Annotated in this window: 13 protein-coding genes; 11 read left to right on the top strand and 2 right to left on the bottom strand. The window is 43.1% G+C overall.

All coding sequences use genetic code 11. The features are described 5' to 3' along the window. The first annotated feature begins 1 nt into the window (after position 1). The 11 genes from B9T34_RS05525 to hpaR all read left to right on the top strand — a co-directional run bounded on the left by B9T34_RS05525 (position 2) and on the right by hpaR (position 11,800). On the top strand, positions 2 to 616 hold the full coding sequence (locus B9T34_RS05525; protein WP_086212173.1) for a TetR/AcrR family transcriptional regulator: 615 nt from the start codon (positions 2 to 4) through the stop codon (positions 614 to 616). A 366-nt stretch (positions 617 to 982) separates the two neighbouring features. After that, entirely contained in the window at positions 983 to 2,254 is a 1,272-nt protein-coding gene (locus B9T34_RS05520; RefSeq protein ID WP_086212172.1) for a p-hydroxyphenylacetate 3-hydroxylase oxygenase component, read from the top strand. 16 nt (positions 2,255 to 2,270) lie between these two features. Next, entirely contained in the window at positions 2,271 to 3,212 is a 942-nt protein-coding gene (locus B9T34_RS05515; protein ID WP_086212171.1) for a p-hydroxyphenylacetate 3-hydroxylase reductase component, read from the top strand. 153 nt (positions 3,213 to 3,365) lie between these two features. Continuing rightward, entirely contained in the window at positions 3,366 to 5,108 is a 1,743-nt protein-coding gene (locus B9T34_RS05510; RefSeq protein ID WP_086212170.1) for an FAD-dependent oxidoreductase, read from the top strand. Between the two features lie 14 nt (positions 5,109 to 5,122). Beyond that, complete coding sequence (locus tag B9T34_RS05505; protein ID WP_086212169.1) at positions 5,123 to 5,824, top strand: hypothetical protein; 702 nt, start codon at positions 5,123 to 5,125, stop codon at positions 5,822 to 5,824. 19 nt (positions 5,825 to 5,843) lie between these two features. Further along, positions 5,844 to 6,596 (top strand): SDR family NAD(P)-dependent oxidoreductase, encoded by a 753-nt coding sequence (locus tag B9T34_RS05500; protein ID WP_086212168.1) that lies wholly within the window; start codon positions 5,844 to 5,846, stop codon positions 6,594 to 6,596. A 105-nt stretch (positions 6,597 to 6,701) separates the two neighbouring features. Further along, on the top strand, positions 6,702 to 7,460 hold the full coding sequence (locus tag B9T34_RS05495) for an IclR family transcriptional regulator (RefSeq protein WP_086212167.1): 759 nt from the start codon (positions 6,702 to 6,704) through the stop codon (positions 7,458 to 7,460). Then, on the top strand, positions 7,453 to 8,223 hold the full coding sequence (locus B9T34_RS05490; protein ID WP_086212166.1) for a helix-turn-helix domain-containing protein: 771 nt from the start codon (positions 7,453 to 7,455) through the stop codon (positions 8,221 to 8,223). Before B9T34_RS05495 ends, B9T34_RS05490 begins: the two co-directional genes overlap by 8 nt. A 370-nt stretch (positions 8,224 to 8,593) precedes the next feature. Next, a complete protein-coding gene (locus tag B9T34_RS05485) occupies positions 8,594 to 9,943 on the top strand; it encodes an MFS transporter (RefSeq protein ID WP_086212165.1) in 1,350 nt (449 codons plus the stop codon). Between the two features lie 35 nt (positions 9,944 to 9,978). Further along, a complete protein-coding gene (locus tag B9T34_RS05480) occupies positions 9,979 to 11,319 on the top strand; it encodes an OprD family outer membrane porin (protein ID WP_086212164.1) in 1,341 nt (446 codons plus the stop codon). A gap of 55 nt (positions 11,320 to 11,374) precedes the next feature. After that, positions 11,375 to 11,800, top strand: a complete 426-nt coding sequence (gene hpaR, locus B9T34_RS05475) for a homoprotocatechuate degradation operon regulator HpaR (protein WP_086212163.1) — start codon at positions 11,375 to 11,377, stop codon at positions 11,798 to 11,800. 28 nt (positions 11,801 to 11,828) lie between these two features. Here the strand turns inward: hpaR and B9T34_RS05470 are convergent, their stop codons facing one another. Together B9T34_RS05470 and B9T34_RS05465 are read right to left on the bottom strand one after the other, a co-directional pair. Continuing rightward, entirely contained in the window at positions 11,829 to 13,049 is a 1,221-nt protein-coding gene (locus B9T34_RS05470; RefSeq protein WP_228147407.1) for an MFS transporter, read from the bottom strand. Between the two features lie 195 nt (positions 13,050 to 13,244). Further along, positions 13,245 to 13,523 carry a hypothetical protein gene (locus tag B9T34_RS05465; RefSeq protein ID WP_086212161.1) on the bottom strand — a complete coding sequence of 93 codons (279 nt, stop codon included), beginning with the start codon at positions 13,521 to 13,523 and terminating at the stop codon, positions 13,245 to 13,247. Positions 13,524 to 13,909: the final 386 nt, after the last annotated feature.

The raw sequence follows: 13,909 nt of genomic DNA, 5'->3' as shown, positions 1-13,909 counted from the left end.
CATGAAAAAGCGCAGCCCTTCAGTTGAAAAAACAGCTGAAACCCGCAAAAAAATCATTATTGCTGCTTTAAATGAATTTAATCAGTTGGGATACGCCAACAGTAAAATCGCATCGATTGCTGTTTCAGCAGGCATTGGCAAGGGAACGATTTATTCGTATTTTGAAACCAAAGAAAAGCTGTTTGAAGGCGTGATTGATTATTTAATTGAAGACACTTATCACCCGATTCAAAGTGATGAACTGACGCCAGATATCACTGTGGCAGATTTTATTCTGCAGCAGATGCTGCCTGCGATTGATAATCTTGAATCTGCAGGGCGTGCGAATATTGCCCGTTTAGTTTTGAGTGAAGGTAAAAATTTCGATCATATTCGTGAATTGTATTTGCAGAAAATTTATCAGCCCGGGCAAGCCGAACTGCAGAAACTGATTCAGATTGCCGTGCAGCGTAAAGAATTGCCGATGGGAACCGATTCAGAAATATTGGCATTGCTGATACTTGCGCCCATTTGGATGGGGATAGTCCATAACGGTATTTTGTCTCCGCAAAATGCGCAATGCATCCAGTCTTTGTTTGAAATCAATATCCGCAATATTTTTAAGCCAGTGAACTAGGTCGTTAAAGGTGGCATTAGATAAATGATTAGCTGACAACAGCTTATGCAGTCTGCAAACCAAGTCGGTGAACAACGCAATTCATCGTACTGGAGAATACGTGTATAGGCATGTGGTTACCTAAATATTCAGCCCTGTTCTATTCGGGGCTTTTTTATGTGCGACTAAAGTTTTAAATTATCCTATTGGAAAATATTTGTTATATATGTAATTTGGAAAGTGCAATTTTAAGTCGGGAAAATACATTAAAGTTTGCTCAATATTCTTGAATAATGATGATAGCCCAGCAGTATTGCCTGCTATATAAGGATTTACAGGACATAGTGTTTTCAGATGCGAAAGCGCTCGGTAAAAGGAAACTAAGATATGGAAAATACCATCGATTTTAATGCGGATACTGCTTCTTTAGGTCTGCATGATCAGGCACTGGATCATTTTAAAATGAGCTATGTAGAGGCAAAAGCGCCGCTTGCCGCTGATCGCAGCATGCTGGAAAAAATTAAAGAAATTCTTCCTAAAATTGCAGCCAATGCTGAGCATGCAGAGCAGCTGCGTAAAGTGCCGGACGAAAATATTGCATTACTGAAAGAAATTGGTTTCCACCGCGCATTCCAGCCAAAGGTCTATGGCGGTTTGGAAATGAGCCTGCCCGATTTTGCCAACTGTATTGTGACATTGGCAGGCGCATGCGCCGGCACCGCTTGGGCATTTAGTTTACTTTGCACACACAGTCACCAAATTGCTATGTTTCCCAAACAGCTACAGGATGAAATTTGGCTGAATAATCCAGATGCGACAGCCAGCAGCTCGATCGCGCCATTTGGTAAAGTGGAAGAAGTGGAAGGCGGTATTAAATTAAATGGCGATTATGGCTGGAGCAGCGGCTGTGACCACGCTGAATATGCCATTGTAGGTTTTAACCGCTTTGATGCTGAGGGCGCTAAAATTTACTGCTTTGGCGTAATCCCGCGTAAAGACTATGTGATTCATGATAATTGGTTCGCTGGCGCAATCAAGAGCAGCGGATCTAAGCAGCTGCAGATTCGTGACTTATTTATTCCAGAATATCAAATCCAAAAAGCCAAAGACATGATGGAAGGCAAGTCTGCTGGTTTTGGCCTGTATCCAGACAGCAAGATTTTCTATTCACCTTACCGTCCATATTTTGCCAGCGGTTTTTCTGCAGTGAGCTTAGGTGTTGCAGAGCGTATGCTTGAAGCTTTTAAAGAGAAGCAAAAAACACGTATCCGTGCCTACACTGGCGCGAATGTTGGTGCATCTACACCAGCCTTAATGCGTTTGGCGGAGTCGACTCACCAAGTTGCAGCAGCTCGCGCTTTCTTGGAAAAAACTTGGGAAGATCACCGTGTGCATGGTGAAAACAAGATTTATCCGTCTAAAGAAACATTGGCTTTTTGGCGTACCAACCAAGCTTATGCGGTGAAAATGTGCATAGAGGCTGTAGACCGGTTATTTGCGGCGGCGGGCGCAACCAGCTGGCTGGATGGTCAGGAAATGCAGCGTTTATTCCGTGATTCGCACATGACAGGCGCGCATGCGTATACCGATTACGACGTTTGCATGCAGATTTTAGGACGTGAATTGATGGGTCTGGAACCAGATCCAACCATGGTTTAAGGCAAGGAGAGCCCATATGAATTCAATGAATATTCAGCCGGAAATTGGCTTCGACTCGAAAGCTTTCCGCCGCGCTTTAGGCAATTTTGCCACAGGCGTGACCATTATGACGGCGCAAAATGCGCAAGGCGAAAAAGTCGGTGTAACTGCCAACAGCTTTAATTCCGTATCTTTAGAGCCGCCGCTGATTTTATGGAGCATTGATAAGCGTTCTTCAAGCTATGCGGTATTTGAAGAAGCGACACATTTTGCTGTGAATATCTTGTCTGCAGATCAAATTGAATTATCCAATAAATTTGCCCGTTCGAAAGACGACAAATATGCCAATGTAGATTTTGAGTTGGGCGCTGGCAATGCACCGCTTTTAAAAGAATGCTCGGCAGTATTTGAGTGCGAGCGCTTTAATATTATTGAAGGCGGCGACCACTGGATTATTCTGGGCCGCGTGGCGAATTTTCAAGACAATGGCCGTTCGCCGCTGCTTTATCATCAAGGCGCATATTCATCTGTTTTGCCGCATCCAAGCTTAAATGCTCAAGCGGCGACGCCTGCGGAAATTTTCCCGGGCCGCTTATACGACAATATGTACTACCTGCTGACTCAGGCAGTGCGCGCTTATACGAACGATTATCAGCCGAAGCAGCTGGCATCAGGTTTCCGTACCAGTGAAGCGCGGTTGCTTTTGGTGCTGGAAAGCAAAACAGCGACTTCTAAAGATGACCTGCAGCGTGAAGTCGCAATGCCGATTCGGGAAATTGAGCAGGCCACTGAAATTTTGGTGCGTAAGGGATTGATGACGGATACGGGTCATTCTTATGAATTGACAGCGCAAGGCATTCAAAGTGCGCAAATGCTGTATCAGATTGCAGAAAGCCATCAGCAAGATGTATTTGGCGCGTATTCTGATCAAGATAAGGCATTGTTTAAAAAAATGCTGAAAGATCTGATTGGTATTTAATATTTGATTTTTACACTAAAACTGCTTCGGCAGTTTTTTTATACAGTTTATATATAAGTAAAATACTTGCTAATAGGGTAATTAATATTTAATATCTTAACTATATGGCAAGTGATGCTGAATAAGGAACAATTAAGGTTCTCGGGAGTGAACATGGAAAAGAATTTTGATTTTGATGTCGTGGTGGTCGGTTCCGGCGCATCAGGCATGTCGACAGCGATTACGGCAAAATTATTGGGCTTAAATGTCGCAGTCATTGAAAAGTCGAAAAACTATGGCGGTACAACAGCGCGTTCAGGCGGTTGGCTGTGGGTGCCTTGTACGCAATTAGGTAAAAACTATGGCCATGATGATTCACCTGAAGCGGTCAAAGCCTATTTGAAGCATGAAGGCGGTGCGGCGTATAACGAGGCGCGCGTCGATTCATTTGTAAATCATTGTTATGACGCGGTAGATTTTTTCACTAAAAATACAGCGGTGCAGTTTGATATGCCGCTGACATTCCCTGACTATCATGCAGAAGCGCCTGGCGCAATGCAGGGCGGCCGTTCTATGGTGACGCGCCCGTTCGATGCACGTGAGTTGGGTGATCGCTTAGCGCTGTTAGAGCCACCACTGCCAGAATTAACGGTATTTGGCATGATGATTGGTTCTGGTGCAGATTTACGCCACTTTATGAAAGCGACGCGTTCTTTAGAGTCTGCTATTTATACCTTTAAACGCTTTTCTACGCACTTTGCAGAATGCATGAAATACGGACGCGGTATGTTGCTGACGAACGGTAACGCCTTGGCGGGACGTTTGGCAAAAACTGCATTAGATCTAAATATTCCAGTATTGGTCGACACGGCAGCTAAAGAACTGATTTTAAAAGATGGCAAAGTGGCTGGTGTGATCGCGCAATCTGCGGGTCAGGAAATCATCCTCAATGCGTCGAAGGCGGTGGTTTTGGCGGCAGGCGGTTTCCCGCACAATATTGAACTGCGTAAACGCTTATATGGCCACACGCCGACAGGTTTAGAGCATTGGTCACCCACCACAGAAACCAATACCGGCGATAGTATTGCCATGGCTGAAAAGCTGAATGTAGCTGTCGATACCTATTTGCCGAATGCCGCTGCATGGGCGCCAGTATCTTTGGTGAAACGCAAAGATGGCACGACAGGCGTGATGCCGCACTTTATTGACCGCGCTAAGCCAGGTGTGATCGCAGTTAATAAAAAGGGCAAGCGTTTTGTGAATGAAGCCAACTCTTATCATGATTTTGTACAAGGCATGATCAATGGCGCCAACATTGATGGTCAAATTACCTCTTGGCTGATTTGCGACCGTAAAACCCTGCGTATGTATGGCCTAGGTTCTGTACCGCCGCAGCCATTGCCTATTGGCAAGCATTTGAAATCTGGCTATCTGAAAAAAGGCAACAGCATTGCAGAGCTGGCAAAAAACTGCGGTATTGATGCAAAAGGCCTTGAAGAAACCATTCAGAAGTTCAATCCACTGGCAAAAATTGGTCAAGACCCAGATTTCGGCAAAGGTTCTAAAGCGTATAACCGCTACCAAGGTGACCCGCTGCATATGCCAAACCCATGCTTAAAGCCAATTGAACAAGGCCCATTTTATGCGGTTCAACTTCATCCAGGTGACATCGGCACTTATGCAGGCTTGCCGGTAGACCGCCATAGCCGCGTATTGGATCAGTCAGGCAAGGCCGTTGCTGGTCTGTATTCTGTGGGTAATGATGCGACCAGTATTATGGGCGGCAACTATCCAGGTGCGGGTATTACTCTTGGTCCTGCATTGGTCTTTGGTTATCAGACAGGCCTATTTATTGCCAAAGGTCAGGACAACAATCCAGCGGTAGAGACTATAAAGCGCAGCGCTGAGGCAGTCTAAACAGGAGGAGCAGTATGCAAATATTGATTCAATTGCAGGCTCATCCTCGTCAAGTTCAACAGTTACGGCATTGGTGTTTGCATGAGTGGGGGCCAAGCCTTACTCAAGCAGCATCGCTGCAAAAAGTCATTGTGAACTTGGCATTGACAGAGATTCAGCTGCTGCCCTATGGGCAGTCTGAATCTCTGCAGGGTGAAGCACTGGATGCAGTGATTCAACTCTGGCCCCATCCACAGTGTAATGTCACTGAGTTTTTGCAAAGCTTGCAGCAAGTGCTTCAAGAAAAGGCTGCAACGATGCATATCTATCAAGTTAGCGATACGGAAGTGCTAAATCGGCAAGTGCTTGAGTCCGCTGCAGCACCAGTGCCGGGCATCAAAATTATGCGCGGCTTATTTTTATATGAGGATTTGCCTGATACAGCAGCAAAACGCATGTGGGCGCATCACTCAAGCTTAGCTGCCAAAGTGCATATTGGTTTGTCTAGATATGCGAGGCATTGGGTAGATCGGGTTATTACCGAGCATTCCCCCCAAATTCGCGGTTTATCAGATCTGCATTTTCCAGATTTGGACAGCATTCAGAACCGTTATTTTGACAGTGAACGCGGCCGTGAAGAAATTTCTCATGATATTGGGCATTTTATCCAAGATGGCACAGTGCGGTTTTTTGGTGAAGAATACATTTTAAAAAATGAAATCAGCAGGCATGGCTGAATATACAAGGATGATGAACATGTTTGATTTAATGCAAAAGAAAATTGTGGTAACAGGCGCAGCGCAGGGCAATGGTGAAGCGATTGCCAAGAAATTGGCACAGCTTGGTGCTACTGTTATTTTGGCAGATATGAACTATGAAAAACTGCAAAATGTAAAAAATGATATTGAAGTAGCAGGTGGGAGAGCTTATGCCTTTGCTCTGAACGTGGCAGAGCAACAGTGCTGTCAAGATTTTGCCAAAGCAGTGTATGACACGATTGGCGATATTGATGTATTGGTAAATAATGCCGGAATTTTACGCCGCAGCAACTTTGAGTCTGCAACGTCTATTCAGGATTTAAGCGATACCATTGATGTCAATGTGAAAGGCAGCTATTACCTGATCAATGCTTTATTTGAGTCGCTGAAAAAGACCCAAGGCAATATTGTCAATATTGCCTCAATTCAGTCTTTTGTCGCAGCCACAGGCGCTACAGCTTATGCCATTTCTAAAGGCGCAGTGGCGCAAATGACCCGAACGCTGGCGGCAGAGTTGGCAAAATACGATATTCGTGTCAATGCGATTGCCCCAGGAGTCATTGAAACACCAATGACTGAGGCGACCCGTGCAAATCCTGCTGCATTGGAAGGCTATTTGCGCCATGTACCGATGAACCGTATGGGACAGCCGTCTGAACTTGCTGGGCCAGTGGCATTTTTATGCTCTGATGCAGCCAGCTATGTGACAGGTTGCATCTTGCCTGTAGATGGCGGTTATTTAACTGTATAAGTGCGCAGGCTATAAAGGCTATTCCTTTTCCTGTTTGATCTGTTTAGTATGAGCTTAAACTTTAAGTTGTTTAAATTTTAAGAATTATTGTATAGAGGAGCAGGGATGGCTGGTCAGCAGCGAGGGATTCAGACAGTTGAATTATCAGGTGAAATATTAAACTTGATATGCAGGTCAAAAAAATCACTTTCTTTGAGTGAAATTGCTGAAACTTTGGGGCTTGCACCTGGTTCTGCTTATAAATATCTCATTAGCTTACAGCGCACGGGCCTGCTTAAACGCAATGAAAGCACACTCGAATTTGAAGCGGGTGCGCTTAGCCTGCGTTTGGGCATTGCTAAAATCAGTCACAATGAAGTTGTTGCTCAATCACGTCATTTACTGACTCAGATTGCTGAGAAGCACGAGGTGAATGTGTTTACCTCATTGTGGTCAGATTTAAATGGACCGACGGTGGTGTTCTATAAAGAGTTTGCAGGTTTCTTTAACTTAGGTTTCCGTTTGGGCAATAAAATGGCGCTGAGCACCGCGACGGGCCGTCTCTTTGCGGCTTATAAGTCTGTACAGGCAGAAGAAAACTTGTCACTTCAAAAAGCTTTTTTGCCAGAACGTGAGCAATTTTTAGATCCAGCTTTTCAACGGGATTTAGCTGACATTCGCGCACTGGGTTATTCTGCACTCATCGATACGCCGACACCTGGTATCAGCAGCTATGCAGTGCCTGTTTTTAACAGCGAAGGACAAATCAATTTTGCCATTACTGCCTTTGCCAAAACACAGCATTTAAGCCCAGAAAAAATTCAGCAAATTTTGGTTGAATTAAAAGTTGCTGCCCGCGATTTGCAGGAGAGCAGCTATGCATGATTTAAATGAAAATGCAGGCATTCAAAGTATTGATTACACTGCACAGGTTTTAGAGCTGTTTTGCAAAAACCAATCGCGTTTAAGCCTTAAAGAAGTAGCACTGCAGCTGAACGAGAGCCCAGCGAAAATGTTTCGATATTTGGTGAGCTTGACGCGGATTGGCTTGTTGCATAAAACTGAAAATAATGAGTATGAAGTGGGGAGTTTAGCGCTGGATTTATCGTTTCGCGCGTTAAATGCCTTAGACCCTGTAGAAGAAGCCTGTAAAACAGCCAAGGCCATTAATTATGAAACAGGCTTTGGTACAGCGGTCAGTATTTGGGGCTCGCTGGGTCCAACTGTGATTAAAACTTTTGATCCCTCACGTAGTGTATATTCTCAGATCCGTGTGGGGTCTGTGATGACATTGGTCAATAGTTCAATTGGCAATACCTTTGCCAAATACATTCCAGAACATCTGCTCAAACAGGCCTTAGATCAGGACAGCATACGCAGTTCTGGACAAAAACTCAGTCAAAAAGAAAAGCAGGATTTTTTACAGCGAATTAAAGCGCAGCGAGAAGAGCCGCTGACTGTGATGATTGATCGTCCAAGCCGTGGACTCAGTTCTATCAGTATCCCTGTGTTTAGCATTTCTGAAGAAGTCCAATTTGTGATTACTATTTTTCATGTCAGCGATTTGCTGCTGGAGCAGCAAGAAAAGATTCAGGATTATCTCTCTGCCAAAATCTTAGAATTGTCCAAAAGTATTGGCGCAAACTAGCATTATAGAGTTTAGTTAACTTTATGGTTTTTATTGGGTGCGCCGTATATGGCAGCGCCCAGCTTCTGAGTGCTTATTATTTCAAGCTGTATCACTTTTTGCTGAGGCATTTTGCTAGCTCAGCTTTATTGCAAATACCTATCTTTCATGCTCAGGCAAAGCTTCGCTATTACGCTATCAGTTTGTCTGTAAATCGATCAACCTCATGTTTGCTGATACTGCTTTTTATTTATAAAACTCATAAGAAAAATTTATTGTTCTAGCTATTGATTAACATTAGTTAATATATTAACTTTTACTCATTGGCAAATGATTTGCTAATTGGACAATATTTTTGTTTAGCTGAGAAGCTAGAGATGAGGGGTTTGGTATGGATAACCAACTAACGTCAAACATTACACTTTCCAATGCGAGTGAGTTAGAAAAGCAGCAATTGCTGACGAAGCTGTTTTGGAAAATTTTACCCATTTTGTTTATTGCCTATTTCTTTTCGTTTTTAGATCGAGTGAATATTGGCTATGCAAAATTGCAGATGCAGGAAGCTATAGGATTCACAGATTCACAGTACGCCATGGCTGCAGGTATTTTCTTTATTGGCTACGCTTTTTTTGAAATTCCAAGCAACATCCTGATGGGTAAAATCGGTGCGCGTAAAACTTTGGCGCGTATCATGATTTTATGGGGTTTAGCTTCTGCAGCGACCATGTTTGTCAGTACAGCATCGCAGCTGTATTTCCTGCGTTTGCTGCTGGGCATTTTTGAGGCGGGATTTTTTCCAGGTGTAATTTTATACCTCAGCTTCTGGTTCCCAAGCTACATGCGCGGCCGTGTGACATCCATATTAATTTTGGCTACTTTGGCGGCGCCGATTATTGGCGGTCCAATTTCAGGCTTAATCATGACGCATATGAATGGTGTACATGGTTTAGGCGGTTGGCAATGGATGTTTTTTATTGAAGCAATGCCAATTATTTTGATTGGTTTCCTATGCTTGCTATATCTAACAGATAAACCGCAATCTTCAAAATGGCTGAATAACTCCGAACGTGCATTGCATAAACAAATTATGCAAGAAGACCGAAAAGGCGCAGTTGAAGAAGATTCGAATAGCCATAGCGGCGCAGCTGTAATGAGCTGTTTGAAAGACTACCGCGTGTATTTGCTGGCTTCACTGGCATTTGCAGCATACTGCGGTTCATATGGTTTTAACTTCTGGCTGCCGACCATGATTAAAGAAATGGGTGTCACCGATATTGCGCATATTTCTTTTTACGCGGTGATTCCATTTTCATTGGCTGCGGTTGGCATGATTACGGTAGGCCGAAGCTCTGATAAGCGCCGCGAACGCCGTTGGCACTATGCCATTAGTATGCTGTTTGGCGCAGCGATGATGGCGCTTGCGGCATTCTGGGAAGGCGGATTGGTTGCACGTCTGATCATTTTAGGATTAGCAGGCTTTGGTTTCAGTGGCGGTGTGGTTGTGGCATGGTCGTTGCCTGCAGCCTATCTTAAAGATAAAACAGCACCCGCAGGGATTGCAATGGTGAGTACCTTAGCAACCATGAGTGGACTATTTGCCCCATGGCTGATTGGATTTATGCGCGAAAATACAGGTACTAATGCTGCTGCATTGCTCAGTATTGCCGGTGTGATGGTTGTTGCTGCGCTGATTATGATTTTCCTGATTCCTGCCAAAGCTGTATTTGTCAGCGATAAATAAAAGCCTCTGTGAAAATTTAAATTAAGGACAATTTAATGAATACACCAGTGAAACTTTCACTGGTGATAGGGATGCTCATGCCTTTATCACCAGAAATCTTTGCCAATAACATTTTTGAAGACGGCAAATTTGATTTAATGAACCGGAATTTCTATTTCTATCGAGATTTTAGAAATGGCGGCGCCAACCCATCAGGCGCAAACTCGCAGCTTCCCATTTCCGAAAGAGAGGGCTACCGCAGTGAATGGGCGCACGGCATAATCGGCCAGTACAGCTCAGGATTTACTGAGGGCGCGGTGCAAATAGGTTTTGATGCCTATGGCATGGTTGGTATTAAGCTCTATAGTGATGAGTATAAGACCGGAACCAACTTAATTACTTTTGACCCTAAAACAGGCGAAACCAAAGATGCTTATGGTGAAGTTGGCGGTGCAGTCAAAGTTAAATACAAAGACACAGTGCTGACTTATGGTAATCAGTTCCCAAATGTGCCTGTCATCGCCACCAGTACAGTGCGCTTGCTGCCAACAGTGTCTACAGGCGTGTCTTTGCAGGACAAAACTGTCGATAATTTAGTGATGAATGCTGGATATTTTTACAGTATGAATCCATTGGATTCGACCCATGATTTGAATTATTTCACCACGGACTATGCGGCAGGCATCAAGGCCGACAGCATCAGCTTTTTAGGTGGAGCATATAAACTGCCTGCAGGGTCTGTCACGCTTTATGCATCTGAACTGGAAGATGTTTGGAATCAGTATTTCTTAGGTGCAACTTATCAAAAAGCGTTGAATGATCCTGACCAGAAAATCAAAGCGGCCTTTGCTGGCTATAGCAATAATGATACAGGTGAAAAAATAGGCGGAGATATTGATGCGCACATCGCTTCCGCTTTAGTGGGATATCAATATCAAAACCATACAATTTCTGTAGGCTATCAGCAGGTGTTTGGCAATGAGCCTTTTGATTGGGTGGGTTTTTCAACTATTGGCGGCAATTCCTCTATTTTAAACGCCGCACAGTTTGCAACATTCTCAGAAGCCAAAGAAAAATCTTGGCAAATCAAATATGAAGCTGATTTTGCGCCGTATGGCCTGCCGGGCTTAAGCTTAATGGCGCGCTATATTTATGGCTGGGATATTGATAATAGCCGCAGTAATAATCCTTACTACACAAAGCGCCATGTTTATGACACCAATATAGATACCACACATTGGGAGCGTGATATTCAGCTGGCCTATAAAGTGCCTACAGGCTTTGCCAAAGGCATGGATATTAAACTGCGCCAAGCGACACATCGTGCTGTTGATGGCTACAGATATAATGATATTGATGAATTGCGAGTCATCATCGAATATCCTTTATCATTTTAATTTTTCATAATGTTGGTAGAATAGTTAACATATTAATATTTATGCCATCGCCTATATGAAAAATATCCGTCCATCTTTGACGCTGGCTTTGTTGGAAGCCCGTGAAGCACTCATGACCCATTTTCGTCCTGAACTAAACGAGATGGGTCTGACCGAACAGCAGTGGCGAATTATCCGGACACTGGCGCAATATCAGGAACTGGACAGTACAACACTGGCGGACAAAGCGTGTATTTTAAAGCCAAGCCTTACGGGAATTATTAACCGTATGCTGGAAACAGGTCTGATTGTGCGCCGCCGTTCGGACGCAGATCAGCGTTTTTCATTTATTTCATTAAGTGAAGAAGGTCAGAAGATCTTTGCTCAAATGCGAGGTCGGATGGAAAGCCGCTATCAAAAAATTCAGGACCGTTTGGGCGAAGAAAAAATGAAGCAGCTCATGGAGCTTCTGAAAGAGATTCAAAGCCTAAAGCAAGACTGATGTAATTTAGTATAAAAAAAGCGCCGAATTAAATGTTGGGCGCTTTTTTTATACGCGGATAAATCTGCAGCCAATTGAACAGCGCATAGCTCAGTAAAATTGACGCAAAGATCAGCATGACATTCTGCGGTGCTATCAAGCTGGCTAACAGTCCGGCGCAAAGTCCGCCCAGTGCATCAAAACCAAAACGTGTAGAGGTGTAAATGGACACCACGCGTCCGCGTAAAGACTCTGGCGCATCTTGCTGTAAAATAATATTGGTCGAAATATTGGATGTAGAAATACCAAAGCCCAATAAAAACATGGCGAGCATCAGCAGCATATAATTAGATGACAGCGCCAATAGCAGCAGGCCTGCGCCGCAAAATAAAATATTCAGTAAAATTTGCGCATGCACTCGATTAAAGTTTTTTTGGCCAGCCAACAGCATGGAAGAAAGTAGTGAACCAATGCCTGCAGCGCCCCAGAGTATTCCCAGCGTTTTTTCATCGCCTTGCAAAATATCTTTTGCATAGACAGGGAGCAGCGCCACATAGCTGGAAGCTGTCATATTTAGAACGAACACGGTCAGCATTAAATATTTAAAAACATCGTGCTGATAAACATATTCAAAGCCTTCTTTCAGCACATTTTTCATATTACCTTGGGCAATGGAGGATTTAACCTGTTTCATACACAAAACAGCCAGCGCCAACACCAAATAGGACAGGCCATTTAAATAGAAGCACAGTTCTGCACCAATCGATGCCAGCAACAGCCCAGCTATAGGCGGCCCCACAAATCGTGATGCATTGAAAACCATGGCATTTAAGGCCAGTGCATTGGGCAGTGCAGTTTTATCTTCAATGATCAGACTCAATAAAGATTGACGTAGCGGCGTATCAATTGCGGTCAAGATACCCAGCAGCAGTGAAAGTCCAATGAGTGTTGCAGGGGTGAGCCACTGAAAATGATAGGCAACACCCAATAAAATGGCTTGGGAGAACAGCAAAATTTGAATGAAGATCAGTGTTTTGCGTTTGTCGATTTTATCAATCCATGCGCCGGCAAAAGGGCTGACAAACAGCTGAGGAATTAAAGCGCAAAAGCCAATAATGCCCAGCAGGGCAGTGGAGTTTGTTAATTCATAAATAATCCACGCCAGACTGACTTGCTGAATCCATGTTCCCAAAGTGGAAAGCGCGTGGCCGATAAAATAATTTCGGAAATTATGATAGCGAAGTGACAGGAACATAGAGTTGAAATTCACAAGCTTTTTTCATTTGATTAATATGTTAATTATTTTAGCGGAAAATTAGGCAAAGCATATGCATGAGGTAAAATTAAAGATAAAAAAATTAAGATAAAAGTCCAATCCATTAATACTTACAAAGTTTATCGCATAGTGGTTTGCTGTTGACTCTAGATCGGCGGTGTATGAAGACTCAGGTTTTCTGTACTATCTTTAAACCGCTTCTTGATTCAGCCACACTTCGGTATTTTTATGTACATTCCAAGATGCCCAGTTATCAACATCTACACGGATAACAAGCAAGGCATCTTTGGCATGCACATGTATTAACAGATTGTCGCGAACTTGTTCTGCTGTTAAATCAGTTTGCATCAGCCACGTGCCTTTGAGTGGAATTAATGGCGTATGAGTGCTGAGTTGAATGATCTTTTTTTCAAGGCTTGAAAGCTCACGTTTAGTACGCTGTTCTAGGCTAATTAAATAGGTTGCCATGTCTTACTCAATATCTGTAATTGGTTTTATGATGAATCTGTAGTTATTGGCCATGCTTTAAACAATTGTTTTTAAGATGAAGTTTTTAATATTTTAAGTAAAGCACCACAGTCTTATCATAGTTTTTGCAACGAAATTTCGCAACAAATTTGTTAAATAAATATCGTTATCGGTCAATAAGTGTAGATTGAATTGCATTATATAGACTGTAAATTCAGATGAATGATATTTGACTAAAAGGAAAAATATGTTAATAAATTAATTAAGGCTGTGTGGTTGCAGTCTAAATATTTTAGGAAGAAATATTTAAGAAGTAATTCAAAAAATTAAACGGGAGTTTTAACAACATGCTTCAATTATTTAGAAAAATTTTCTGCATGCATATT

The organism is Acinetobacter sp. ANC 3813 (genome assembly GCF_002135435.1).
Classification (GTDB): domain Bacteria; phylum Pseudomonadota; class Gammaproteobacteria; order Pseudomonadales; family Moraxellaceae; genus Acinetobacter.
This window is presented reverse-complemented; position numbering and strand designations above follow the sequence as displayed.

Excerpts from the sequence above, each read along its gene's own strand:
- B9T34_RS05525 (WP_086212173.1), top strand. The coding sequence starts at position 2 with ATGAAAAAGCGCAGCCCTTCAGTTGAAAAAACAGCTGAAACCCGCAAA.
- B9T34_RS05520 (WP_086212172.1), top strand. The coding sequence starts at position 983 with ATGGAAAATACCATCGATTTTAATGCGGATACTGCTTCTTTAGGTCTG.
- B9T34_RS05515 (WP_086212171.1), top strand. The coding sequence starts at position 2,271 with ATGAATTCAATGAATATTCAGCCGGAAATTGGCTTCGACTCGAAAGCT.
- B9T34_RS05510 (WP_086212170.1), top strand. The coding sequence starts at position 3,366 with ATGGAAAAGAATTTTGATTTTGATGTCGTGGTGGTCGGTTCCGGCGCA.
- B9T34_RS05505 (WP_086212169.1), top strand. The coding sequence starts at position 5,123 with ATGCAAATATTGATTCAATTGCAGGCTCATCCTCGTCAAGTTCAACAG.
- B9T34_RS05500 (WP_086212168.1), top strand. The coding sequence starts at position 5,844 with ATGTTTGATTTAATGCAAAAGAAAATTGTGGTAACAGGCGCAGCGCAG.
- B9T34_RS05495 (WP_086212167.1), top strand. The coding sequence starts at position 6,702 with ATGGCTGGTCAGCAGCGAGGGATTCAGACAGTTGAATTATCAGGTGAA.
- B9T34_RS05490 (WP_086212166.1), top strand. The coding sequence starts at position 7,453 with ATGCATGATTTAAATGAAAATGCAGGCATTCAAAGTATTGATTACACT.
- B9T34_RS05485 (WP_086212165.1), top strand. The coding sequence starts at position 8,594 with ATGGATAACCAACTAACGTCAAACATTACACTTTCCAATGCGAGTGAG.
- B9T34_RS05480 (WP_086212164.1), top strand. The coding sequence starts at position 9,979 with ATGAATACACCAGTGAAACTTTCACTGGTGATAGGGATGCTCATGCCT.
- hpaR (WP_086212163.1), top strand. The coding sequence starts at position 11,375 with ATGAAAAATATCCGTCCATCTTTGACGCTGGCTTTGTTGGAAGCCCGT.
- B9T34_RS05465 (WP_086212161.1), bottom strand. The coding sequence starts at position 13,523 with ATGGCAACCTATTTAATTAGCCTAGAACAGCGTACTAAACGTGAGCTT.